Here is a 26,523-nt window from a genome sequence, read left to right as displayed (position 1 = left end):
TTTATTAACGTGTTTGCGTTTTATTTTAAACAAACACATCATCAACAAACAACAAAACACAATGCAACTTTACCAGCATAACCAAATAAAAATTTACAATTCTCTTAACGGACAAAAAGAAATTTTTAAACCAATTAATGATGGCTATGTTGGCATGTATGTTTGCGGCCCAACAGTTTACAGTAATGTACATTTAGGTAATGTGCGCACATTTATGTCTTTTGATGTTATTTTTAGGTATTTAAAACATTTAGGATATAAAGTTCGCTACGTACGAAACATTACAGATGCCGGACATTTAGAAAACGATGCCGATGTTGGTGAAGATAAAATAACAAAAAAGGCGCGTTTAGAACAAATTGAACCTATGGAAGTTGTACAACGATATACCGTAGATTTTCATAACATTTTAAACACCTTAAATTTTTTACCCCCAAGTATCGAGCCTACAGCAACCGGCCATATTATTGAGCAAATTGAATTAATTGGTAAAATAATTGATAACGGATTTGCTTACGAAGTTAACGGATCTGTTTATTTTGATGTTCATAAGTTTGACGAATCTAATGAATACGGAAAACTTAGTAAACGTAAGTTAGAAGATTTAATTCACAATACCAGAACGCTTGATGGTCAAAGCGACAAAAAAAATCCTCAAGATTTTGCACTATGGAAAAAAGCTGAACCAGAACACATTATGAGATGGCCTTCGCCTTGGGGAGATGGTTTCCCTGGTTGGCACCTAGAGTGTACAGCCATGAGTACAAAATATTTAGGTGAAACCTTCGATATTCATGGTGGCGGAATGGATTTAAAATTCCCACATCATGAATGCGAAATTGCACAAAATGAAGCTGCTTTAGGCAAATCTCCTGTTAATTATTGGATGCACGCAAACATGCTAGAACTAAACGGGCAACGCATGTCTAAAAGTACAGGAAACACTATTAACCCACACGAATTATTATCAGGAGATAATGATAAAATGAGTAAAGCTTACTCACCAAGTGTTATTAGGTTTTTTATGGCGCAATCGTCATACAGAAGTGTTTTAGATTTAACAGATGAAGGCCTAAAAGCCAGTGAAAAAGGATACAATCGTTTAATGGAAGCCCTTTCGCTTTTACCCAGCCTAAAAGCAGGTAAAACTTCTTCAATAAATATAGAAGAATGGCAAAAAAAGTGTTACGCTGCCATGAACGACGATTTTAACACACCTATACTAATTGCGCATTTATTTGAAGGTGCTAAAATTATAAATCAAGTAAAAGAAGGTAGCCAAACCTTAAACGAAACCGATTTAAAATTATTAACCGATACATTAAACAGTTTTACTTTTGATGTTTTAGGGCTTTTAAAAGAAAGTGAATCTAACCAATCTGGAGGCGACAAACTAGCAGCAGCTGTTGATGTTTTAATAAAACTAAGACAGGAAGCGCGGGCAAATAAAGATTTTGCTTTATCCGATAAAATTCGTGATGAATTAGCATCGGCAGGTATACAGCTTAAAGACGGTAAAGATGGAACAACTTTTAGTGTAAATTAATTTCACTAATTTAGTTTACAAAATTAAGATTCATAACACCCTGAAATATAGAACACCTCCTTTAAATTTCAGGTAAGCTTACAAAGGATGAAAAAAATTTTAATAGCACCATTTTTATTTATAATTAAGGTTTATCAAATACTAATTTCGCCTTTAACTCCTGCTACTTGTAAGTTTCAGCCCACTTGTTCACACTATACAGTAAAAGCATTAAAAAAACATGGCTTAATTAAAGGTGGCTGGTTAGCTATTAAACGTATATCCCGTTGTCATCCATGGGGTGGTTCTGGTTACGACCCAGTTCCTTAAAACTATACGATACATTAAAAAACTTTAAAAAAATTATAACAGAAAAAGTTTACAAAACAAATTATTGAATACTACTTTTGGAGTACACTAAAATTTAACTTGTATGAAAAAAGTATTCTTAACTTCAATTTTAGCCACCACCATGCTATTAAATAGCTGCGCTAACAAAACTGAAAAACCCAACAAAACTGAAGTTCCTGCACAAGAAATTGCTTTAAAACAAGAAAACAAGGAATTAAAATTTACTAACGATCAATTTTACGATAGTGAAGGTAACTTTCTGGAAGAAAAAGCTAAAGATGCATTAATTGAAATGTTAGAATACCACAACTACCCTATTTTTGATGGCTTAAGAGAAAAAATATGGCTAACAGATTATAATAAAGGTAATTACGCAAAATTAGGTTTAGCCTCTGTAATGTTTGTTAATAATGAAGAAGACCAATATATGCTTATGGATATCTTTTTATTACCAGGGCAAATGCTTGGTGAACACCAACACTTTGCAGCCGATGGTAATCCTGCTAAATTGGAAGGTTGGCTTGTAAGGCATGGTAAAAGTTATATAGTGGGTGTTGGAGAAAACAATCGTGATAAATTTCCAGAAGTTGTTGTACCAAAAGACCATTGGGACGGTAAAGTAAACACAAATCATATTATTGAAGCTAACGAAGGGGATTTTGCTTATTTAAAAGAAGTTGAATCGTCTCATTGGCAAATGGCAGGTCCAGAAGGAGCTGTTATTACAGAAGTTGGAAATGTACACACCAATTCTGGTGTTTTAAGATCGGATCCTAAAATGAATTAGAAACAGTATTTTATAGTAGTAAAAAAGCACATAAATTATAATTTATGTGCTTTTTTATAAAATTATTGTTTAATAAAAGTTATTAATTTTTAACATCTAAAGCATCTCTCAAAGCATTACCTATAAGCATAAAAGCCATAACTAAACTCATAATACATAGTCCAGGAATAATTGCTAAATAAGGTTTTCCTAAAATAATATAATTGTAATGATCTTTTATCATGGCTCCCCAACTAGACATTGGTGGTTGTGCCCCAATACCTAAAAAACTTAACCCGCTTTCTATTAAAATAGCCGATGCAAAATTGGCTGCAGATATTACAATTACCGGTGCCATAATATTGGGTAATATATGCTTTGTTATTATCCTGAAATGACTATAACCCAGAGCTTTTGCAGCTGTTACATATTGCATTTCTTTAACCGATATTATTTGTCCACGCACCACACGAGCTACTTCCACCCACATTGTTAAACCTACTGCTATAAATACTTGCCAAAACCCTTTACCTAAAGCCAATGTTATTGCTATTACTAAAAGTAGAGTTGGAATAGACCAGGTAACATTAATAATCCACATTATTGCAGCATCAATTTTGCCACCAAAATACCCCGCAATACTACCCATAAAAACACCTATAATTAACGAAATAAAAACAGCTACAAAACCTATAAAAAAGGAGATTCTTGCTCCAACTAACACACGACTTAATAAATCGCGTCCGTACTTATCGGTTCCTAAAATAAATTTTTTTGTGGTAATAAAGGCTTCTGCTGTATTTTTAGGAAAAACATTCAAGCTTAGTAACTTTTCATTACCTGTTAAGCCATCTGATGAATACTCAGTATATCTTAATGTATCATTTTCTATTTTGTAACTAGATATTGGAACTTCAGTATTAGCATTTATTTTTCCAAAAAATAATTTATCTATTAAACTTTGATTGGTTTTTAACTCGGATGGCAAGGTTAAAACTTTTACAGTGAAACCTGGTTTTTTTGAATGTATTGCCAAATGCATTTGATTGGCGTATTGTGAATTATCGGGTGCTAAGGCATAAGCAAAAACAGAAATTAACCCTACAATTACAATATAAATAAAGCAAAAAACGCCCCAAAAATTCTTCTTAAATTTTTGGAGCGCTAATTGTTTTAATGAATTTGATTTTTTTACCATAAAAAAGTTAATTTTTTACTGTAGCAACCTTTTCAATAGGGTAAGATGTTTTTATATCTTGTAAAACATTTAAAGCTTCTTCTACGTAAACATCTTTTGTTAAGCTATTATGCCAACGTTCTCTTTTCTCTTTTAAGTCTGTTGAATCTGTTTCAAATAACGATTTTTCGTAAGTAGTTGAATAGAAGTTTAAATTGTTTTTGTAATCATCTATAGCATCAAACTTTTTAGCTTCTAATTCGTTTTTTTCGTTTTGCTTAACATATTCATCATAATTTAAAGAAAATACAGTTTCATCTATTTTACTTTTTACCCATTTAGCATTTTCATCTATCAACTTTATTTGCATGTTATTGTGCATACGTGATTTACTTTTAGCTATGGTAGCATCATAATCAAAATAATTTTCCCAAGGCGTATAAATGGCTGCGTCAATTTCATCCCATGGCAATGGGTTATCTTTGTCTTTTTCTCCAACATTAATATAGCTAAAACGTCCTGGAACAGTAACATCACTTTTAACACCTTCAAGTTGTACAGACCCCCCATTAATACGATAATATTTTTGTGTAGTTAAAGCTAAAGCACCTAAATCACCAACAGCATTGTTTCGTAACATGCTATTTAAATTCATAACATTTTGCACCGTACCTTTTCCGTAAGTTTGTTTACTTCCAATTATGATAGCTCTTTTATAATCTTGCATTGCTGCAGACATGATTTCTGATGCCGAAGCTGAGATTTCGTTAACTAAAATAACTAATGGGCCATCCCAAGAAATAGATTTATCTCTATCTTTTAAAACTTCCTTAGCTTCTCCTGTTGAACGTACTTGCACAATAGGTCCATCTTTAATGAACAAGCCCGCCATATCTACCACAGTTGGTAAAGATCCACCTCCATTGTTTCTTAAATCTAACACTAAACCTTCAATGCCTTCTGTTTTTAAATTTTCAATTTCATTTTTAACGTCTTTAGCGGCATTAACATTTTTATAATCATCAAAATCTGCATAAAAAGCAGGTAGGTTTATAATACCAAATTTTTGACCTTCTTTTTCAACTACAGAGGCTTTGGCGTAAGTATCTAAAATTTCAACAATATCTCTAGTAATGGTTATATCTTTTATTGTTCCATCTACTTTTTTTACTGTTAAAGTTACTTTAGTTCCTTTAGGTCCTTTTATGTAGTTAATCGCATCATTAATACGCATACCTACAATATCAACTGGTAAGTCTTCATCTTCTTGCTTTACTTTTAAAATTACATCTTCTACCTCTAACTCCTCTCCTTTCCAGGCTGGACCTCCAGAAATTAGCTCTACAACTTTAATATAATCCATTCTTTTTTGTAAACGCGCACCAATTCCTTCTAATTTACCAGACATACGTTGGTCGAAATCTTCCTTACTTTTTGGAGCTAAATAATAGGTATGTGGGTCAAACTCTTCAACTATTGTATTTACATAAACAGCAAACCAATCTTCACGAGTTTGATCATCTATATAGTCTTCAAAAATGATGTTAAGTGATTTTAAAGTAGCTTCTCGAGCTTCTTTTTCAATCTGGGCATCGGTTTTCATTGTGTAAGAGGCGTCTTTTTCCTTCTTTTGTTTTTCTTCAGCTTTTAAATCATCGTAGTTTGATATAGAAGAAAACTTTAATTGTTTTCTCCAACGATTTTTCATTTCTTTTTTACTTTTAGGAAAACTAGCATTTTCCATATCTGTATCGTAAGATTCGTTTAACGTATAATCAAAAGGTTCTGATAAAACTGACTTATAAATTTCTTTTGATTCTTGAATACGTTGCAACATGCGCTGATTAACTACATTAAAAAATGTAATATCTGTGGCTCTTAACTGATCGTCGATAGTTAATTTAAATTTTTCAAATTCTTTGATATCAGATTCGTAAAAATAGCGTTTAAAAGGATCGGTTATTGCTATATAATCATTAAAAAAATCCTCTGAGAATGTATCATCAAATTCAATAGGATCAAAATGTCCTTGTTCTAAAACAAAGGTTATAATCTGTATAAGTAACTTGTCTTTGTTTGGATTATCGAATTTTTTTGTGGTAAAACTGCACGAAGCAAACGCTAATAACAACACTAAAAGCACTACTTTATAATTCCTTTTCATAATATTTCTCATCTATTTAATTTAATCGCCCTAAAAAGTATAACATTCTTTTTTTACTAAAATAGTAGAAAAAAGTATGCCAATATAAGCATTTGCTACTAATTTTTTGTTAAAGGGAGTAATTTGATTGTTTGATGTGTAATTTATGTATTTTAGCAGTTAATAACCAAACATAAATTATGGCAAAAAAACCGTTAATTTTAGTAACTAATGATGATGGTGTAAATGCTCCAGGTATTCGTGCACTGATAGCTGTTATGAATACTATTGGTGATGTAGTTGTTGTTGCGCCAGACAGTCCACAAAGTGGCATGGGACACGCCATAACCCTCTATTCTACACTATTTGCCGACCCTGTAAAAATTGATAACGGACCACAAAAAGAATATAGCTGTTCGGGTACTCCTGCCGATTGCGTAAAAATTGCAATAAGAGAAATTTTAGATAGAACACCAGACTTATGTGTATCTGGCATTAACCACGGATCAAACTCTGCTATAAACGTTATTTATTCTGGTACAATGAGTGCTGCTATTGAGGCCGGTATAGAAGGCATACCTGCCATTGGTTTTTCACTTTTAGATTATAGTAATAATGCCAATTTTGAACCAGCTAAACCTTTTGTAAAAACCATAGCGCAACAGGTTATAAAACATGGTTTGCCAGAAGGCATTGTTTTAAATGTTAACATTCCTAATGTAAACTATAAAAGTATAAAGGGTATAAAAATTTCAAGACAGGCACGATCTAATTGGGTTGAAGAATTTGATAAAAGGCAAACCCCACAAGGCAAAAACTATTATTGGCTAACTGGTAAATTTGTTAATTTAGATGAAGGAAAAGATACCGATGAGTGGGCTCTTGAAAACAATTATATTTCGGTAGTTCCTGTGCAGTTCGATTTAACTGCACATAAATTTATAAATGAATTAAAAACATGGAATTTAAATGATTAAAAAAGATATTTTTATAGGTATTCTTGTTGGCCTTATTGCAAATAGCATTGGTTTAATTCTTGCCGCAACCTTACTTGGGGGTGGCGACGATTTTACAACAGTTATAAAAGCCGCAGCTAAAGAAGGTTTTTTAGGAAAACTAATAAGTTTGGGTGCCGTTTTAAACCTTATTGCTTTTTTCGTTTTTATAAAAAAACGTAAAGATTACAGAGCAAGAGGCGTACTGTTAATTACAGTTATTTTAGCCGTTTGTACCTTTGTGTTTAAACTCTTTTAATTTTAAAATGAAATATTACATTCTTGCAGGCGAAGCTTCAGGCGACTTACATGGCTCAAACCTCATGAAGGCTTTATATAAAGAGGACCCCAATGCTAACATTAGATTTTGGGGAGGAGATGCTATGCAAAATGTTGGGGGCACTTTAGTGAAACATTACAAAGAGCGTGCTTTTATGGGCTTTATTGAAGTTATTTTAAACCTAAATAAAATTTTTAAACTTATTACTTTTTGTAAAGAAGACATTAAAGCCTTTATGCCAGATGTAATTATCTTTATAGATAATTCAGGATTTAATTTACGCATAGCTAAATGGGCTAAACAAGAAGGTTTTAAAACCAACTACTATATTTCACCACAAGTTTGGGCCTCTCGTGCAAAACGTGTACACGACATAAAACGTGATATTGATGCCATGTACGTTATTTTACCTTTTGTTGAAGAATTTTATAAAAAATATAATTATAAAGTAAACTTTGTTGGCCACCCACTAATAGATGCCATCGCAGATAGAACTCAAATTGAAGAAAAACAGTTTAGAGTAACCTATAACTTAGGAAATAAACCCATCATAGCCCTTTTACCAGGAAGCCGCAAACAAGAAATAACTAAAATGCTTACAGTAATGTTAAGTTTAATTGATGATTACCCAAATTATCAATTCGTTATAGCTGGTGCTCCAAGTCAAGATTATAGTTTTTACGAAACCTTTATAAGCTCAAAAAATGTAAAATTTATAAGTAATAAAACTTATGATTTACTAAGTATATCTACAGCTGCGTTGGTAACTTCTGGCACCGCAACTTTAGAAACTGCCCTATTTAAAATTCCGCAAGTTGTTTGCTACAAGGCTAGTAATATTTCATACCAAATAGCTAAACGTATAATTACACTTAAATATATATCATTAGTAAATTTGGTTATGGATAAAGAAGTTGTTACCGAACTTATACAAAACGATTTTAATACTAAAAAACTAAAACTAGAGCTTGATAAAATATTAGATACAGAGAACAGAAAAAAAATGTTTTTAAACTATTACGAGCTTGAAAAAACATTAGGCGGCAAAGGTGCAAGCGAAAAAACAGCCAAACTTATATACCAATCTATAACCTCATAACCTACATGAAAAAAATTATTTTCCTACTTATTTTAACCATTTCATTTAGCAACTGTAAATCTTCAAAAACTGCAAAAAGCACAAAATCATCTACAAAAAAAACAGTTACAAAATCTACTAAAAGTAGCTCTAAAGCTCAAAATATTATTAATTACGCTACTCAATTTAAAGGTGTAAAATATAAATGGGGTGGCACTACAAAAAAAGGAATGGATTGCTCTGGCTTAATTTACACCTCTTTTACAGCTAACAATGTACAAATACCACGAATATCTAGAGACATGGCTAAACGTGGCACAAAAATTAGTTTAAAAAATGTGCATAAAGGTGATTTATTATTTTTTAAAACAGGAAAAAATAAACGTAGTACTATTAACCATGTAGGACTTATAGTTGATATAAGAAATAATGATATTAAATTTATTCACGCCACAACTAGTAAAGGTGTTATTGTTTCTGGTTTAAATGAGAAGTATTGGCTAAATGCTTTTGTTGAAGCTCGAAGCATACTTTAAATTCGGAAAGCCACAAATCTGTAAGATTTTTATTAACTTACAGACCTATGAAGTTGCTTAGTTTTACCATAATTAAATTAACTATTTGCTTAATTACAGGAATATTATTAGGCTACTTCACTTCTATAAACTTGACTCTTTTACTTGTAATTGCTTTTGTTTTTATTTTTATATTATTTATTATTTACATAATAAATAAAAATAAGTTTAAACAATCTGTTTGGTTTGGCTTATTTACCTTTATTTCTATGATTATTATTGGTGCTTTAACTGTAAAGCTTCATAATCCAATTAATTTTAAAAACCATTACACGCAAAAAGTCTCGCTAAACAATACATCAACCCATACTATTAAGTTTAAAGTGCGTGAGGTTTTAAAACCTGGAAATTATTATGATAAATACATTGTTGATATACTTAGTCTTGAGGATGAAACCACTAAAGGCAAAATTCTTATAAATATTGAAAAGGACACAACCTACAATCTTTTAAAAGTTGATGATATATACATTAGTAAATTACAATTTAAAGATTTAATTCATCCTTTAAACCCTCATCAATTTGACTATAAAAAGTATTTAGAGAAACAATACATTTATCATCAAGTATTTACTACTAACAATGCGCTTTATTATAGTGGCTCAAAAAAAATCAGCTTACTTGGTCTTGCTGATAATATTAGGATTTTTATTAATAAAAAGTTGGAGGCTTACAATTTTAAAACCGATGAATTGGCAATAATTAATGCTTTATTTTTAGGTCAACGTCAAGATATAAGTAAAGCTGTTTACACAAATTACACTAATGCTGGAGCAATACATATTTTAGCCGTTTCAGGATTACATGTGGGTATTATTTTAATAATATTAAATTTTATTTTAAAACCTATAACGCAATTAAAATATGGCAGCATTTTAAAAACTATTCTTCTGGTATTTATACTGTGGTGCTTTGCTGTTATTGCCGGTTTATCGGCTTCTGTAACACGAGCTGTAACTATGTTTAGTATTGTGGCCATAGCTATGAACATAAAACGCCCAACCAATATATTTAATACGTTGGCTATATCGGTTTTTGTTCTTTTATTAATTAAACCCATGTTTTTGTTTGATGTTGGCTTCCAATTAAGTTATTTGGCTGTATTTTCAATAGTAACAATAGATCCTTTTTTGTATAAAATTTGGCAGCCCAAAAACTGGATTCTAGATAAATATTGGCATACTTTTACAATAACCATTTCTGCACAACTAGGTATTATACCTATTAGTTTATGTTATTTTCATCAATTTCCTGGTTTATTTTTTATTTCAAATCTTGTTGTAATTCCGTTATTAGGTATTGTTTTAGCATTAGGAATTTTAGTAATCTTGCTAGCAATATGCAACATTCCGTACAATTTTGTAGCTTCAACATTTGGGTACATTATACGCTTAATGAATAATTTTATAAGTTGGGTATCTTACCAAGAAGCCTTTATATTTAAAGACATTCCCTTTAATATTTGGTATGTTTTTGCTTCATATATTTTTATAATAACATTAGTATGGTTTTTAATAAAAAAACACGTTGCTTCTTTTAAGTTTTTTCTAATTTCAATAATAGTTGTACAACTTGCTATTTTTTATACCAAGTTTAAGAAACCAACAAATACATTTATTGTATTTCATAAAAGTAGATATAGTTTACTTGCAGATGTGAAAAATGATAATATTATTGTTTTTGATGATTTAGATAGCTTATTAAAAAATAACAATAAAATTATAAAAGATTATACCGTAGGAAACCATATTAAATCTGTTGAAAAAGAAAATTTAAAAACGCTATTTAAGCTAAAGGATAAATATGTTTTAGTTATTGATAGCCTGGGAATTTATAATTATAAATCCGTAAAACCAGATTATGTATTACTGCGGCAATCACCAAAAATTAATTTAAACCGATTGATTGATTCGCTTAAACCTAAACAGATTATTGCAGATGGAAGTAACTATAAAAGCTACATAGCACATTGGGAACGCATTTGTTTAAAAAAAGAAATCCCTTTTCACCAAACCAGTAAAAAGGGCGCTTTTATTATAAATTATTAAGTTTTTAATTGGCTTGATTAACAATATTATTGGCTATTTCTAACCATTTTACTGCGCCACCACGAACATAACCTGTTTTTCCTAAACTGTTTAAATTTTTATTACCGTCTTGTGTAGAACTTGCTAATGCAAAATGAACTGACGGATACCCTGTTACTTTAAACATTTTTTGAAGCTGATAGTTTTGCATAAGTTGCTCACGTTCTAATTGTTTTTTTCTAGGAAAATCTAACTCTACTAAAATAACATTATTTTTTGCCCAGGTTTTAAAATCTGGCGTTTTAAAAACTTCGTTTTGTAACCTAATACACCATCCGCACCAATCTGATCCGGTAAAAAAAATCATCAACGGTTTGTTTTCTAAGCTAGCCTTTTCAAAGGCTTTATTCATATCTGTATGCCAAGTTAATGCTTCTTCTTGAGCTTTACTTACAAAAGAAAAACCAATTGTAATAAAAATTATAAGTAGATTTTTTTTCATAGCATTTCATTTTTTAACCCTTAAATTCTGGTTTAAAATTCTCGTAATAAGTATTAAATTCTTCTTGAGATGTTATGGTTTTATGATGATCGTTTTTAAACATTTTTAAGTAAATTTCGATCTGTGCCGGGGTTTGATAACCTCTTAACGGCGTTATTAAATTACCTTTTTCATCAAAAAACACAATTGTTGGATATGCGCTAATTTGTAAATACCTAGCAAAATCATGAGGTGAGTTTCTCGAATTAGCCTTTGAGGCATCATACTCTGCATTACCAAAAGTTTGTTCGTTATAAATTAACTCTTCATTACCTTCTCCATTAAATTTAACCGCATAATAATGCTCGTTTATATAAGCTGAAACGTCTTCGTTTTGAAAGGTATTTTTATCTAACATTTTACATGGTCCACACCAAGTTGTGTAAACATCCATGAGTATTTTTTTAGGTGCTGTTTTTTGAAGCTCTAAAGCTTCGTTTAAACTCAACCAATTTATGTCTTGAGCTTTACAATTAAAGCTAAAAGCTAAAATTACTATTAATGTATAAAGTATCTTTTTCATAATTACTTAAGTAACAAAAGTTGTTCCGAACTTACAAAAAATGCCCCTTAAAAGGAGCATTTTGTAATATTTTTTTATGTTTTATTGCTATTTATCGAATACCGTGCATAAGTTTTTTAATTAATGGGTTTAGAATTAAGAAAATACCACCCACAATTCCAGGTATAACCGTAAATATTAAGAAAAAATGAGACATTGAATATTGCTCTACAATAGTATCTATATATTTACCTACTGTTCCTGCTGTTAAGTTTCCTAAGAAATTTACTAAATACCATATACCAAACATCATTCCTATTTTTTTAGCTGGCACTAATTTGGATACATAGGATAAACCAGTAGGCGAAACACATAACTCACCCATAGTATGAAACAAGTAAGCAATAACTAACCAAATTAAACTTACTGATGCCGATTTTGCGCCTTGTGGAATTCCGCTAGAACCATAAGCCAATGCTCCAAAACCTATACCTAAAAGCAACATACCTACACCAAACTTAACAGCTGCTGACGGATTATATTTACTTTCCCACCACTTTGAGAATAAAGGTGCTAAGAAAATAATAAATAATGAGTTTAAAATTAGAAACCATGACGGCTCTATTTCTGCATTTTCTTTTGGTATTATTATACTTAATTTCCAGATTACAATTGCCCAAATACTTAAAAAACTAATACCTAAAACAATATTAGACAATGATATTTTTTTAAAGGTTTGCCCAAATAATTTTAAAAGTACCCATGAAATAATAAGTAACGGAACTGTGGAAACTAATACATCTACAACTTTGAAAATTAGTGCTGAATTGCCTTGTAAGTTTCTTTGCGTGTAATCACTAGCAAAAATAGTCATAGAACCACTGGCTTGCTCGAAAGCTGTCCAGAAAAACACTGTAAAAAAAGCTAAAAGCGCAACAACAATATAACGATCTCGTTGTATATTTTTTGGCGTTAATTCTTCATTAACAACTTCTGAAACTCCTATCTTTTCTATATCTGATTTCTTGTTTGGTTCTGTTCCAACATTTTCAAAAATAGATCTACCAAACCAAAATTGTAATGTTCCTAAAAACATAAAAATTCCAGCTAAACCAAATCCCCAAGAATAACTTAAGTTACTAGCTAAAAAACCACATAGTAAAACTCCTAAAAAGCCTCCAGCGTTAACCCCCATATAAAAAATAGTAAATGCCCCATCTTTTCTATCTGGATATTTCTCATATAAACCACTAACTATTGATGTTACATTAGGCTTAAATAAACCATTTCCTATTATTAAACAGGCTATACCTATGTACAATGTCATTTCGGTTTCTAAAGCCATGGAGGCATGCCCCAACGTCATGGCTAAAGCACCTAAAGCAACTGCTTTTTGGTAACCTAATAATTTATCGGCTATAATTCCACCAACCAATGGTGTTAAATATACCGTACTTGTATAAATAGCTAATAATCCTACGGCGCGTTCATTACTCCAATCCCAGCTTTTTACCAAGAATAGTACAAATATGGCGCGCATACCGTAATATGAAAAACGCTCCCACATTTCGGTAAAAAATAAAACAAATAAAGCCGGTTTGTGACCTAACAGACTAAATTCTGCAGTGTTTTCGGTTGAATTCATGAAAATAATTTTAATTATCTGCTAACTCAAAGCCTTCTGCTTCGTCTATGCCAATTTTGCGCTCGTTATCTTCTGCTTTGTGAGTAAGTCGTTTTAAAGGTTTAAGTATTGCAATAAAAAGAACACCTATAATAACTGTAAAAATTAATATTCCTGTAAATATAGTATACTCACCATATTTTGAAGCTGATTCACCAACAATTCCAGCTACTTTATTACCTAAACCCGTTGCTGCGAAATAAACCCCCATCATTAAAGAAGCATATTTAACCGGGGCTAATTTTGTAATAAAAGATAATGCAACTGGAGATATACAAAGCTCCCCCAACGTATGAAATAAATAAGCTAAAACAAGCCAAATCATACTAGAGCTTCCCGATTTTTCATATTCCATTGCAGCAAATACCATAAAAAGAAATCCAAATCCCATAATAATAATCCCTAAAGCCATTTTAAAAAGTGAAGAGGCTTCCTTACCTTTTAATTTCCTTTTTGCCCAAAACCCAGCAACTATTGTTGCAAATATAATTATAAAACCAGCGTTTAAACTTTGAAACATAACGGTTGGTATAGTCCAACCGAATAATACTCGATCTGTTTTGGTATCTGTATAAAGATTCATTAAACCTCCTGCTTGCTCGAACGCTCCCCAAAATATTATAACCATTATAAATGATAATAAAAGAACTACAAACCTATCTTTATATATATTTGAATTTAGATCTTTATATATCATCATTAATAAAGAAGTTATAGCTGTTAAAAACATAAACAACATACCATAACCCCATCCCATTTTATACCATCCAAATATGGACAAGACCAATAAAGCTAATGTAATAATTAATTGTTTTCTTGAAGACGCTAATTTTCCGTATAGTTTTCCATATGAAACCTCTTGATTATTTTCTTTTTTACTCAAGTTACCAACATGAGTTAAGTATTTTTGTCCGATAATATAATTTATTAAACCTAATACCATAACTATACCTGCAAGACCAAAACCAGCATGCCAACCCCACTTAGCTACTACTAAACCAACAGTTAATGTTGCTAATAAAGAACCTAAGTTAATACCAATGTAAAAAATACTAAATCCTTTATCACGTCTTATATCACCTTGTTTATATAATCCCCCAACCATAGTAGATATATTAGGTTTTAATAACCCAACTCCTAAAATAACTAAAGCTAAGCCAGTGTAAAAAGCCCAAACATCAGTTAAAACTAGAACACCATGCCCTAAACATAAAACAACAGCTCCGTATAAAACTGCTTTTTTTTGTCCAATAACTTTATCCGCTATCATACCACCTGGAATAGACATTACATATACCAGCATTGTATACCAACCATAAAGAGCAAGTGCTTCTTTACTTGTCCAGTCTAAACCAGCTCCTCTCGGGTCTTCTCCTGAAGAAGAAGTAGTCATATAAAGTACCAAAAGTGCACGCATTCCGTAATAGGAAAATCGCTCCCACATTTCAGTTAAAAATAGAATATACAAACCTATTGGCTGCCCAAAAAGTTCTCGCTTATATGCTTCTGTGTTAGAGTTAGTCATAAATATATTTTGATAGTTAGTTAATTATTATCCTTTAATATTTGATTTGGTTTTTGTTTCTTCTTGCTTTTCGGATATTATTTTATCGCCTAAGTTTTCATCGATAAAATTGCTCATTTTAGTATACAAATGCAGTCTTGTATTTCCACCGTAAATGCCATGGTTTTTATCTGGATACATAGCCCAATCGAATTGTTTATTCGCTTGAATTAAAGCTTCTGTTAATCGCATAGCGTTTTGGGCGTGTACATTATCATCGGCAGTACCATGAACTAAAAGAAAATCGCCTTTTAACTTATCTACGTGATTTATTGGTGAATTTTCGTCGTAACCAGTTGGGTTTTCCTGTGGAGTTGTCATATAACGTTCTGTGTAAATGGTATCGTAAAAACGCCAGCTAGTTACTGGAGCAACCGCAATAGCCATTTTAAACACATCGTTTCCTTTAAACAAGCAATTACTACTCATAAAACCACCAAAACTCCAGCCCCAAATTCCTATTCTGTTAGCATCAATATATGGTAATTCTCTAAGTTTTTTAGCTGCGGCTATTTGGTCTTCAACTTCATATTTTCCAAGTTCATTTTGTGTAACCTTTTTAAAATTGGCTCCTTTAAAACCTGTTCCTCTGCCATCTACACAAACAATTATATAACCTTTTTGGGCTAACATTTGGTACCAATAATCGTTAGAACTGTTCCATTTATTAGCCACTTGCTGCGAACCAGGACCAGAATATTGATACATAAAAAGCGGATATTTTTTAGTTTCATCAAAATCGGCAGGTTTAATCATCCACATATTTAAATCGTTACCGTTTACATGTATGGTACTAAACTCTTTTTTTGATGTTTTATAATCTGCAAGTTTTTGCGATAATTTATCGTTATCTTTTATACTCTTTATTAAATTCCCTGATGAGGCACTATTTAAAGTATACTCGTAAGGAGTAGTTGCACTTGAAAAAGTATTTATAAAATATGAAAAGTCGGCACTAAAAGCAGCTTGATTTGTTCCTTCGGTTTTAGTTAAGCGCTTTTTATTTCTTCCGTTTAATTTAATAGAATAAACATCTCTATTAATAGAACCATTTTCTACAGATTGATAAAAAATAGTTTTTGTTTTTTCATCGAACCCATAATAATCGGTTACTTCCCAATTTCCTTTTGTAACTTGGTTAATTAATTTCCCTGTTTTATCGTAGTGATAAATGTGGTTGTATCCATCTTTTTCACTAGTCCAGATAAAACTATTATCCTTTAAAAAGGTTAAGTTAAACGTTACGTCAATATAAGCTTTATCGGTTTCGGCTAAAACTAAGTTTGATGTATTTTTTGCTGCATTTACAAACCATAAATCTAGTTCATTTTGGTGTCTGTTCATGTATTGTGCACTTAAAACATCTGGATTATTTGTCCATTTTATTCTAGGAATATAAAAATCATTGTAAGCCTTATCTACCTTTACTTCTTCTGTTTTACCAGTTTCAGCATCAAAAATATGTAATGAAACTAAAGCGTTAGCTTCTCCTGCTTTTGGATATTTAAAAACATGTTGAGTTTGGTAAAGCGCATTACCATAAACATCCATTGAAAATTCTGGAACGTTAGTTTCGTCAAAACGAATAAATGCAATTTTGTTACTTCCTGAATTCCAATCGAAAGCACGAACAAAGCTAAATTCTTCTTCGTAAACCCAATCTGTAATACCGTTTATAATTTCATTTTTCTTACCATCAAAAGTTATTTGTGTAACTTCATTAGTTTCTAAATTTTTATAATATAAATTGTTTTGATAACCGTAGGCTATAAATTTCCCGTTAGGTGAAAACGTAGGTTCTTGTATTTTAAAATCGCTTACACTTTGTAAAGTTTTTGATTTAACATTATACACAAAATACTTTCCTAAAGATGAACGACGAAATATAGCTTCTTCTTCTGTTGCAAGTAAAACCATAGTTTCATCTTCACTAAATGTGTAATTTGTAAAGTACGGTATTTCATCTAAATTAGCAGAACTAACCAAAGTTTTAACCTTCTCTAGTGTTTTATAATCGTAAATATCTATTGAAGTGCTTCTTTCTGCTCTATTAAAATTTAATACAGAATATTGTTGCCCATTAGCCATGGAATGCAACACATCCATATGTTCTGTGCTAAAGGTTCTGTTTTTCCAAATGTCTTCTAGGGTAATTTCTTTTGTTTGCGCTATACTTATTGAAGATATAAAAAGGCAAAACAAAAAGGATAATTTTAGGTTATTCATTAAAAAAGATATTTATTTTTCAAAATGTGCCCAAGTTTACTAAAAATTATGCAAAAACTACCTAAAATTAACACTTTAATAAGAAGCTTGTATTAATTGGTTATTTAAAACTAAATGAAGAATAGTATCTTTGCGCTGCAACTTAATACCTTATGAGTAAAACTATTTCTGGTTTTTCGAAACTATCGAAAACACAAAAAATTGATTGGATTGTTAACACCTATTTTTCTGATTCTGAAAATGCTAAAAACGTACTAACACAATACTGGAATAGCGATGAAAAGCTTCAACAATTGCATGATGAATTTATAGAAAACACCATTACAAACTATTATTTACCCCTTGGTGTCGCCCCTAATTTTTCTATAAACAATAAAATTTATACCATACCAATGGCTATCGAGGAAAGCTCGGTGGTGGCGGCCGCAAGTAAAGCTGCAAAATTTTGGATGGAAAGAGGCGGATTTAAAACCAAAGTAATTTCAACCACAAAAATTGGTCAAGTTCATTTTAATTATAAAGGTGATAAACAAAAACTTAAACAGTTTTTTAAAATAGTAAAACCTCAACTTTTAATAGATGCCAAAAGCATTACGCAAAATATGGAAAAGCGTGGTGGTGGTATTTTAGATATAGAATTACGCGATAAAACCGAAAGTTTAGCAAACTACTATCAGCTTCACGTTTCGTTTGAAACGTTAGACGCTATGGGTGCTAATTTTATAAATTCCTGCCTTGAGCAATTTGCAAAAACCCTAAAAACTGAAGCTTTAAATTTTGATTTATTTTCTGAAGAAGAAAAACAAATTGAAATTGTAATGAGTATTCTATCTAACTATGTTCCAGAATGCTTGGTTCGCGCAGAAGTTAGTTGTAAAGTAGACGATTTAACTGAAAAAAATATTGAAGGTAACGCTTTCGCGGAAAAATTTGTACAAGCAGTAAACATAGCCGAAGTAGAACCATACCGGGCAGTTACACACAATAAAGGTATCATGAATGGTATTGACGCCGTAGTACTGGCTACGGGAAACGATTTTAGAGCCATTGAAGCTGGTGTGCATGCCTATGCTTGTAAAAACGGTACATATAGTAGTTTATCTCATGCCAAAATTGAAGATGGTGTTTTCACCTTTTGGATGGAAATCCCTTTGGCTTTAGGTACCGTTGGCGGATTAACAGGCTTACACCCTTTAGTAAAATTAGCCTTAGAAATGTTAGGAAAACCATCGGCTAAAGAATTAATGCAAATTGTTGCTGTTGCAGGTTTAGCACAAAATTTTGCCGCTTTACGTTCGCTTACAACTACAGGTATTCAGCAAGGGCACATGAAAATGCATTTAATGAATATTTTAAATCAGTTTGAAGCTACTAAAACCGAAAAAGAAATCCTAAGCAAACAATTTGAAAACCAAACAGTTTCCCACAGCGCAGTGGTTGAAGCTATTACTAACCTAAGAGCAAATAATTAATTTTGAAACAACGCTTTTATAGTAACGGCAAACTTTTAATTACAGGTGAATATGTTGTGCTCGATGGTGCAAACGCTTTAGCTGTACCTACAAAATATGGCCAAACTTTAGAAATTGAACCCTTCAACCAAGGAACTCTATTGTGGCAAAGTTTTAACAGTGAAAATGAGCTTTGGTTTACTGATGAAATACATATAAATGAAGGCTTTATAATACATGAAAGCACTAACAATGCTATTTCTACCAGATTAATAGAAATTTTAAATGCCGCCAAGCAATTAAACCCTGATTTTTTAAATAAAAAAGAAGGCTTTAAAGTGAGCACAAAACTAAATTTTCCAAATAATTGGGGACTTGGCACCTCATCAACCTTAATAAATAACATAGCGCAATGGGCTAATATTGATGCTTTTAAGTTGTTGAAATTTACTTTTGGCGGCAGTGGTTACGACATTGCTTGTGCACAACACAATACACCAATAACTTATTGTTTACAAAACAAAACACCTATTGTTGAAGCTGTTTCTTTTCTTCCTGAATTTAAAAAGCACTTATACTTTGTGCATTTAAACCAAAAACAAAACAGTCGAGATGGTATAAAACACTACAAAAACAACAGAAATAACGTTACTGAAATTATAGCCAAAATTAACGTAATAACCCTTAAAATTATTTCTTGTAAAACATTAAATGACTTTTTTAAACTTATTAATGAGCATGAAACATTAATTGCAGAAATTACAAACCAAACTCCTGTTAAAGAAAGACTTTTTTCTGATTTTAACGGAAGTATTAAAAGTTTAGGAGCTTGGGGTGGCGATTTTGTTTTGGTAGCATCAGAAAATAACCCTAGCAAATATTTTAAAAACAAAGGATTTAAAACGGTAATAAACTATAATGATATGATTTTGTAAGACTAATGCTCACCATCTAAATCTACTTTTTTTGTACCTTTTAATGCTTTTGTTGGGTCGGTTTGAATAACATTTGGTGTGTGCTGGTTTTTATTAGTTTCAATTTCAAAAGTCCATGCATAGTTACTTTTTCCTAAGTTTTCTGGAGGAATAATTTTTAAACCTTGAGCTGTCATTTCCCAAGACACATCAGCTTCTGATCCTAACAATTTAACAGATTTTACATCGTTATTTGTCCAATCTTTAGTTGCTTCTATTAAAATTGCATGTATTGGCTCATCCAAAGCAATGGCAAATAATTTTGTTCCTTTGGTAGTAAAAGCTAAATTTCCGTTTTCTTGGTGATTTTCTTTCCAATAACGAGTTCCATAAATAGCATCTGCATTTATAGCTAACCAATCTCCCATTTTGTTTAGTAGGTCTATTTGCTCTTCTGGTATGGTTCCATCTGGTTTAGGACCAATGTTTACCAAAAAGTTTCCGTTTCTAGCAACGACTTCTATCATTTCATCAATAATAGTATTAGCAGATTTATATTTATCATTTTCTAAATACCCAAAAGAAGTACCAAATGTTGTACAACTTTGCCATTTAGGACCAATTACTTTTAGTTTTAAGTTATCTTTTTCTAAACACCCAATTCCATCTGGCCAGTTTCTGTTTTTACCTTTATTATTTACATAGACTTCCTTTTTATTCTTTATTCCATTATTCATGAAATCTGTAATCATCAATCTACATTGGTCATAATAATATTGAATTTCTGGTTTAAATACTTTGGGCTCAACTTGCGTATTATTTCCATCTCTTGTAAAAATTGGAATATCATCAATCCACAAAAAGTCAGGATTATATTTATCCTGAATTTCCTTCCATCTGGCCACATACTCATCTACGGCCTCTTTACTAAATCCAAAAGGCCCGTATAAAGATTTTGCTTCAGGATTTCTTTTAATTTCTTCTAAAATATCGTTTTGGGCAATAGCATTAACCTTGTATTGCTCTGTGGTAAAAAAACTGGTATGTCGCTCTCTGTGGTACGATGGTGCATATTTTAAACCTTGCGCTCTAACAGCTTTACCTAAATCGCCCACCAAATCACGTTTAGGCCCTTTATCCATGGCATTCCAGGGTGTTAAATCAGAATCCCAATTAGCCCAACCATCATGATGTTCGGCTGTTAACACTACATATTTTGCACCTACTTTTGCAAACAATTTTGCCCATTCTTCCGGATTCCAATTTTCAGCTTTAAACTCTTCAATAATATCTTTATAACCTAACTCAGGTGGGGCTGCACCCCAACGTTTTCTTAAATAAGGATAGTAATAAGCAGAATCTTTATAAATAAGCTTTGGAACATGTTCGGCATACCCACTTCCGCCTTTTCTGTGCCCAATAGCACTATATGGTCCCCAATGAATAAATATTCCTATTTTACCATCGTTAAACCAATCTGGAACTGGCATTTTTTGAAGAGCTTCCCAACTTCCATCATATCGTTTATTAACAACATTAAATTTATTTTTTGTTGAATCTGATGAGTTACAACCTATAAAAAGCAGGCTTAAACATATACTTTTAAGGATTTCTGGCATTCTCATTTATCACTTCTTAATTAAAAATAATTATACAAAGGCTTAAACATACAATAAAAACCATGTATTATAAAGTGAATTTTAAAATTACCTAAAGCAAAATAAACATTAGTATTAAATAACAAAAACAACTAGTAGGGTCTAGTAGGTTTTTTAATTAAATTTTTATAATTTTACTACTAATTATATGATTAAGATTAAAAAGAAAATAGGAGTACCAAAGTATAAGCAAATTATTAATGCCATTGAAGAATTAATAGTTGCAGGAAAACTTAAAAAAGGTGATAAAATACCATCTATTAATAAAATTAAAACCGATAATTTACTTTCTCGAGACACCGTTTTAATGGCCTTTAACGAATTAAAAAACAGAGGCGTTATTCAATCTGTAGTAGGTAAAGGTTATTATGTTTTAAGTGAAAATGTACATATTAAACAAAGAGTATTTTTGTTGTTTGATGAACTTAATTCGTTTAAAGAAAATTTATACAATGCTTTTATAACACAACTTGGTAACACCATTGAAGTAGATATTTATTTTCATCACTTTAACCAATCGGTTTTTAATAAATTAATTCAAGATAAAGCTGGCGACTACAATTATTACGTTATTATGCCAGCAAATTTTAAAAACACGAATAATACTTTAACCCATTTACCTAATGATAAAGTCTTTATTTTAGATCAAATTCACAACGATTTAAATAACTACTCTGCTATTTATCAAAATTTTGAGAAAGCAATTTTCAATCATTTAAATGAATTGAAAACACTAGTAGCAAAATACAATCACTTTATTTTGGTAAATACAGATTTTAAACAACCCGTGGGAATGATTAAAGGATTCACCAATTTCTGTGAAAGCCATAATATAAACTATTCTATTGAAAAAAATTTAATTGAAAAATCACCAAAAAAAGGCGAGCTATTTATTATTCCTGATGATGAAAACTTATTACGGATTTTAAAAAAGATAAAAACCAATAAACTAATTCTTGCCAACAACATTGGAATAATTTCTTACAACGACACCTTATTAAAAGAAATTGTAGAAGGTGGTATTACTACAATTTCAACAGATTTTAATGATATGGGAAAACGTTTAGCCAAAATGATTTTAAAAAACCAACAGCAACAAATTGAAAACCCTAGTAAACTAATTTTAAGAAACTCTATATAATGTACAAACTTCAACACAATAAAAAGCTAAATATTATAGAGGTAACCCACTCTAACACAAAAACATCTGCCAAAATATATTTAAACGATGGTGCAAGCTTGCAACAACTTACGCTACAAGGACATGAGATAATAAAAGATTTATCGCCTTTAAAATATAATACTACTTATGCTTCATCTATTCTATTTCCATTTGCCAATCGTATAAAAGATGGTGAATATATTTTTGATGGTAAAACTTTTAATTTCAACATCAACGAACCAGCCAACAATAATGCGCTACATGGTTTAATATTTAATAAAACATTCAATATTATTGAAACAGAAACCGAGCAGAATACAGCTAAAATTGTTTTAGAGTATAAAGAGATTGAACCATTTGTGGGCTTTCCCTTTACTTATAATTTACAAGTAGAATATATTTTTACAGAAACCCGTGTTTCATTACAACTAAAGATAAAAAACACAAGTAATAAAGCCTTTCCCTTCACTTTAGGTTGGCATCCTTATTTTTCTAGTAAAAATTTATCTGAAAGTATAATACGTTTTAATAGCTCAAGAAAAATTAAACTGGATAAAAGAAATATAACTACTGGCACAAAAACAATTACCGAAAACGAATTTAAAATTTCAGATAAAAAACTAGACGATTGTTGGATTTTGAATTCCGATGAAGTGTTATTTAAAACACCTACTTATAGTCTCAAATTCAGTAGTACAGCAAAGCAAAATTTTTTACAATTATACACGCCTCCAAAAGCTAATATTATGGCCATAGAACCTACTACAGGTGTTTCCGATAGTTTTAATAACAAAATAGGTTTGCAAATATTAAATCCTAATAAACTCTATAATATAACCTGGACTATAGATATAGATTAAAGCACTTAATATGAACCAACTAATAATTAATGAAATAACAAAAGCGTTTACCAACACATTTAAGGTAAAACCGCTCTTAATTTTCTCTCCAGGAAGAATTAATATTATTGGCGAACACACCGATTATAATGAAGGTTTTGTTTTTCCAGGTGCTGTAAATAAAGGAATTTATGCAGCTATTGAAAAAACCAACCATTCAAAATCAACTATTTATGCATTAGATAAAAAAAGTAGTTTTCAATTTAACTTAAAAAGTATAACCGCTTTGCCTGAAGGTAGCTGGGAAAATTACATACTTGGCGTGGTTGCCGAACTACTAAAATTAAATAAACCTATAGGTAATTTCAATTTTGTTTTTAAAGGCGATATTCCCGCCGGTGCAGGAATGTCTTCTTCTGCAGCTCTAGAAAACAGTGTAGTTTTTGGTTTAAATAACCTTTTCAACCTTAAACTTACAAAAACAGAAATGATATTTATTTCACAAAAGGCAGAACATAATTATGTTGGTGTTAAGTGCGGTATTATGGATCAATACGCCAGTATGTTTGGTAAAAAAAATTATGCCTTACTTTTAGACTGCCGATCTATTAAAGCTAAACCTTTTAAAATAGATTTTGAGAATTATCAATTAGTATTAATTAACACCAATGTAAAACATAGCCTATCGGATAGTGCATACAATAACAGGCGGTCTGTTTGCGAAAGCATTTCAAAAACACTAAAAATCAAAGCCTTAAGAGATGCTACTGAAGGTGATTTGAAACGAATTGAAAACGATTTAACTCCAGAAAATTATCAAAAAGCATTATTTATAATTCAAGAAAACAATCGTGTGCAAAAAGCGTCTGCAGCAATGCTAAACAAAGATTTAATAGGTTTAGGAAACTTAATGTATAAATCGCATGAAGGCCTTACAAAACAATATAAAGTTAGCTGTAATGAATTAGATTTTTTAGTTGATGAAGCTAAAGCAAGCAATTATGTTATTGGCGCAAGAATGATGGGTGGTGGCTTTGGAGGTTGTACCATTAATTTAATTGAAAAAAATCACACTACAGAAGTTTTAACCAAAGTTTCACAAGCATATAAATCAAAGTTTAATTTAGATTGTTCCATTTATATCGTAGAATTAACAAATGGCACGCATGTAATAAGCCAAACCACTTAAACTAAATACAAATGAACTCGCAATTACAAGATTACTCTCATAAACGATTTAATATATTAACTGGCGAATGGGTTTTAGTATCTCCACATCGAGCAAAACGCCCATGGCAAGGACAAAACGAAGAAACATCAAAAAAAAAGCGTGAAACTTACAATGAAAACTGCTATTTATGTGCTGGAAATACCAGAATAAATGGAGAAATTAACCCAGATTATAAAGATGTGTTTGTGTTTACCAACGATTTTGCTGCGTTACAAAAAGATGCTCCAGACTTTAAGCTAAATGATGGACTATTAATTGCCGAAAGCGAAAAAGGAATATGTAAAGTAATTTGTTTTAGCCCCGACCACTCTAAAAGTCTTGCAGATATGACGCCAAAAGAAATAAAAAAAGTAGTTATAGCATGGCAAAACGAATATAAAACCCTTGGTGCTAAGGCGTTTATTAATTACGTACAAATATTTGAAAATAAAGGTGCCGTTATGGGATGTAGCAATCCGCATCCGCATGGACAAATTTGGAGTCAGTCCACTTTACCAAATGAAGTTTTAAAAAAAGATACGCAACAGCTAAATTATTTTAGAAAAAAAAACACTAGCCTTTTAAAAGATTATTTAATTCAAGAATTAGAAAAAAATGAACGTATTATTTATAAAAACAAAGCCTTTGTTATTTTGGTTCCGTTTTGGGCTATTTGGCCTTTTGAAGCTATGATTGTTCCAAAAAAGCATCAAAAAAATATTTTAGAAATGAACTCTGATGAAACTTTGCTTTACGCAGAAGCCATCTCGGTATTAACCAAAGCTTACGATAAAATTTTTAACACGTCGTTTCCTTATTCAAGTGGTATACATCAAGCCCCAACTAATAATAAAGATAATACCCATTGGCATTGGCACATGAGTTTTTATCCGCCATTATTAAGAAGTGCCACAGTTAAAAAATTTATGGTTGGCTACGAAATGTTTGGTACTCCACAGCGAGACATTACAGCTGAGAAAGCAGCTAAAACAATTAAAAACTTTATACCCCTGCACTAATTAAACAAGAAACCCGATAACTATTAAAGTTATCGGGTTAATAAATAACGTAAATAACCGAAATTAACTAAATGCTAGACCGCCATTAATATCTACGTTATTTCCAGTGATAAATGATGCTTCGTCACTGGCTAAATAAGCAACCAAGTCTGCCACCTCATCTGGGTGTCCTTCTCTTCTTAAGGGAGTTGATCCTGCTACTTTTATTCTTACCTCATCTTGTGTAAAATCATCGTGAAATTTTGTTCCTATTAAACCTGGGCAAACTGCATTTATGCGAATACCTTGTGGACCAAACTCTTTAGCCCAGTTACGAGTTAGTGTCATTATAGCACCTTTTGATGCAGCATATAAAACAGAACCGCCGCCGCCGCCATCGCGACCAGCTTGTGATGCTAAATTAACAATTGATGCTCCTTCGCCCATCATAGTTTTAAATGCTTGGGTTACAAAAACAACACCTTTAAAATTAACACCCATAACTAGGTTGTAAAAATCTTCATCTAGCTCTTCGGCTGTTCTTCTTCCAAATAAACCACCTGCATTATTAACAAGAATATCAATTTTATCGCCAAAAGCTTCTTTTGTTTTGGCTACCATGGCATCAATATCTGCTTGTTTTGTTACATCTCCATAAACTGCAATAGCTTCTCCTTCTACGGCCTTAATAGCTTCTAAAGTTGTATCTCTATCTTTTTCACTATTTAAATAATTTACTACAACTTTTGCTCCTTCTTTTGCTAATTTAACACATATTGAACGCCCTATATCTCTAGCCCCACCAGTTACTACTGCAATTTTTCCTTTTAATCTTCCCATTTTTGTTTATTCTTGTT

The 26,523-nt window shown here is 31.3% G+C and carries 23 protein-coding genes; 14 read left to right on the top strand and 9 right to left on the bottom strand.

Annotation, left to right across the window (positions count from 1 at the left end; genetic code table 11):
- Positions 1-61: 61 nt before the first annotated feature.
- The 3 genes from cysS to LG649_RS00315 all read left to right on the top strand — a co-directional run bounded on the left by cysS (position 62) and on the right by LG649_RS00315 (position 2,663).
- On the top strand, positions 62-1,546 hold the full coding sequence (gene cysS / locus LG649_RS00325; RefSeq protein ID WP_226539638.1) for a cysteine--tRNA ligase: 1,485 nt from the start codon (positions 62-64) through the stop codon (positions 1,544-1,546).
- An 87-nt stretch (positions 1,547-1,633) separates the two neighbouring features.
- Positions 1,634-1,855 carry a membrane protein insertion efficiency factor YidD gene (gene yidD / locus LG649_RS00320; RefSeq protein ID WP_226539636.1) on the top strand — a complete coding sequence of 74 codons (222 nt, stop codon included), beginning with the start codon at positions 1,634-1,636 and terminating at the stop codon, positions 1,853-1,855.
- Positions 1,856-1,958: 103 nt separating this feature from the next.
- Positions 1,959-2,663: a cupin domain-containing protein gene (locus tag LG649_RS00315; RefSeq protein WP_226539634.1), complete on the top strand. Its 705-nt coding sequence runs from the start codon at positions 1,959-1,961 to the stop codon at positions 2,661-2,663.
- 82 nt (positions 2,664-2,745) lie between these two features.
- Here LG649_RS00315 and LG649_RS00310 read toward each other — a convergent pair whose 3' ends face one another.
- Both LG649_RS00310 and LG649_RS00305 read right to left on the bottom strand, forming a co-directional pair.
- Positions 2,746-3,840, bottom strand: a complete 1,095-nt coding sequence (locus LG649_RS00310) for an ABC transporter permease (protein WP_226539632.1) — start codon at positions 3,838-3,840, stop codon at positions 2,746-2,748.
- 7 nt (positions 3,841-3,847) lie between these two features.
- Positions 3,848-5,983, bottom strand: coding sequence for a carboxy terminal-processing peptidase (locus LG649_RS00305; protein WP_226539630.1), 2,136 nt, complete (start codon positions 5,981-5,983; stop codon positions 3,848-3,850).
- Positions 5,984-6,162: 179 nt separating this feature from the next.
- Between LG649_RS00305 and surE the strand changes: the two genes are divergently transcribed.
- From surE to LG649_RS00280, 5 genes are read left to right on the top strand one after another with little or no spacing between them, the layout of a single operon-like run.
- Entirely contained in the window at positions 6,163-6,939 is a 777-nt protein-coding gene (gene surE, locus LG649_RS00300) for a 5'/3'-nucleotidase SurE (RefSeq protein WP_226539628.1), read from the top strand.
- Positions 6,932-7,216 carry a hypothetical protein gene (locus LG649_RS00295; RefSeq protein ID WP_262904459.1) on the top strand — a complete coding sequence of 95 codons (285 nt, stop codon included), beginning with the start codon at positions 6,932-6,934 and terminating at the stop codon, positions 7,214-7,216. Before surE ends, LG649_RS00295 begins: the two co-directional genes overlap by 8 nt.
- 7 nt (positions 7,217-7,223) lie before the next feature.
- Positions 7,224-8,336 (top strand): lipid-A-disaccharide synthase, encoded by a 1,113-nt coding sequence (gene lpxB, locus LG649_RS00290; protein WP_226539626.1) that lies wholly within the window; start codon positions 7,224-7,226, stop codon positions 8,334-8,336.
- Positions 8,337-8,341: 5 nt separating this feature from the next.
- Positions 8,342-8,851 (top strand): C40 family peptidase, encoded by a 510-nt coding sequence (locus LG649_RS00285; protein WP_226539625.1) that lies wholly within the window; start codon positions 8,342-8,344, stop codon positions 8,849-8,851.
- A 47-nt stretch (positions 8,852-8,898) separates the two neighbouring features.
- Complete coding sequence (locus LG649_RS00280) at positions 8,899-10,938, top strand: ComEC/Rec2 family competence protein (protein ID WP_226539616.1); 2,040 nt, start codon at positions 8,899-8,901, stop codon at positions 10,936-10,938.
- Between the two features lie 4 nt (positions 10,939-10,942).
- Here the strand turns inward: LG649_RS00280 and LG649_RS00275 are convergent, their stop codons facing one another.
- The 5 genes from LG649_RS00275 to LG649_RS00255 form a co-directional block, all read right to left on the bottom strand.
- On the bottom strand, positions 10,943-11,419 hold the full coding sequence (locus LG649_RS00275) for a thioredoxin family protein (protein WP_226539614.1): 477 nt from the start codon (positions 11,417-11,419) through the stop codon (positions 10,943-10,945).
- Between the two features lie 13 nt (positions 11,420-11,432).
- Entirely contained in the window at positions 11,433-11,981 is a 549-nt protein-coding gene (locus tag LG649_RS00270) for a thioredoxin family protein (RefSeq protein ID WP_226539603.1), read from the bottom strand.
- Between the two features lie 91 nt (positions 11,982-12,072).
- Positions 12,073-13,605, bottom strand: coding sequence for a peptide MFS transporter (locus LG649_RS00265; protein WP_226539601.1), 1,533 nt, complete (start codon positions 13,603-13,605; stop codon positions 12,073-12,075).
- Between the two features lie 10 nt (positions 13,606-13,615).
- Positions 13,616-15,169: a peptide MFS transporter gene (locus LG649_RS00260; RefSeq protein ID WP_226539599.1), complete on the bottom strand. Its 1,554-nt coding sequence runs from the start codon at positions 15,167-15,169 to the stop codon at positions 13,616-13,618.
- 27 nt (positions 15,170-15,196) lie between these two features.
- A complete protein-coding gene (locus LG649_RS00255) occupies positions 15,197-17,434 on the bottom strand; it encodes a S9 family peptidase (protein WP_226539597.1) in 2,238 nt (745 codons plus the stop codon).
- Between the two features lie 152 nt (positions 17,435-17,586).
- Between LG649_RS00255 and LG649_RS00250 the strand changes: the two genes are divergently transcribed.
- Together LG649_RS00250 and LG649_RS00245 are read left to right on the top strand one after the other, a co-directional pair.
- Positions 17,587-18,906 (top strand): hydroxymethylglutaryl-CoA reductase, degradative, encoded by a 1,320-nt coding sequence (locus LG649_RS00250; protein ID WP_226539581.1) that lies wholly within the window; start codon positions 17,587-17,589, stop codon positions 18,904-18,906.
- A 2-nt stretch (positions 18,907-18,908) separates the two neighbouring features.
- Positions 18,909-19,820, top strand: coding sequence for a GYDIA family GHMP kinase (locus LG649_RS00245; RefSeq protein WP_226539572.1), 912 nt, complete (start codon positions 18,909-18,911; stop codon positions 19,818-19,820).
- A gap of 2 nt (positions 19,821-19,822) precedes the next feature.
- Here the strand turns inward: LG649_RS00245 and LG649_RS00240 are convergent, their stop codons facing one another.
- Positions 19,823-21,418: an alpha-L-fucosidase gene (locus LG649_RS00240; RefSeq protein ID WP_226539564.1), complete on the bottom strand. Its 1,596-nt coding sequence runs from the start codon at positions 21,416-21,418 to the stop codon at positions 19,823-19,825.
- 187 nt (positions 21,419-21,605) lie between these two features.
- On the opposite strand from LG649_RS00240, the gene LG649_RS00235 reads away from it, so the two are divergent.
- Genes LG649_RS00235 through LG649_RS00220 form a run of 4 tightly spaced genes read left to right on the top strand, consistent with a single transcriptional unit; the run spans position 21,606 to position 25,687 of the window.
- Complete coding sequence (locus LG649_RS00235; RefSeq protein WP_226539562.1) at positions 21,606-22,598, top strand: GntR family transcriptional regulator; 993 nt, start codon at positions 21,606-21,608, stop codon at positions 22,596-22,598.
- Complete coding sequence (locus LG649_RS00230; RefSeq protein WP_226539561.1) at positions 22,598-23,479, top strand: aldose 1-epimerase; 882 nt, start codon at positions 22,598-22,600, stop codon at positions 23,477-23,479. Before LG649_RS00235 ends, LG649_RS00230 begins: the two co-directional genes overlap by 1 nt.
- A 10-nt stretch (positions 23,480-23,489) precedes the next feature.
- Positions 23,490-24,647, top strand: a complete 1,158-nt coding sequence (gene galK / locus LG649_RS00225) for a galactokinase (RefSeq protein WP_226539559.1) — start codon at positions 23,490-23,492, stop codon at positions 24,645-24,647.
- A gap of 11 nt (positions 24,648-24,658) precedes the next feature.
- Entirely contained in the window at positions 24,659-25,687 is a 1,029-nt protein-coding gene (locus LG649_RS00220; RefSeq protein WP_226539557.1) for a UDP-glucose--hexose-1-phosphate uridylyltransferase, read from the top strand.
- A gap of 63 nt (positions 25,688-25,750) precedes the next feature.
- Here LG649_RS00220 and LG649_RS00215 read toward each other — a convergent pair whose 3' ends face one another.
- Entirely contained in the window at positions 25,751-26,506 is a 756-nt protein-coding gene (locus LG649_RS00215) for an SDR family NAD(P)-dependent oxidoreductase (protein ID WP_226539555.1), read from the bottom strand.
- Positions 26,507-26,523 lie beyond the last annotated feature (17 nt).

Origin of the sequence: Neotamlana laminarinivorans, from assembly GCF_020523925.1 — a bacterium.
In the GTDB taxonomy this organism is placed as follows: domain Bacteria; phylum Bacteroidota; class Bacteroidia; order Flavobacteriales; family Flavobacteriaceae; genus Neotamlana; species Neotamlana laminarinivorans.
This window is presented reverse-complemented; position numbering and strand designations above follow the sequence as displayed.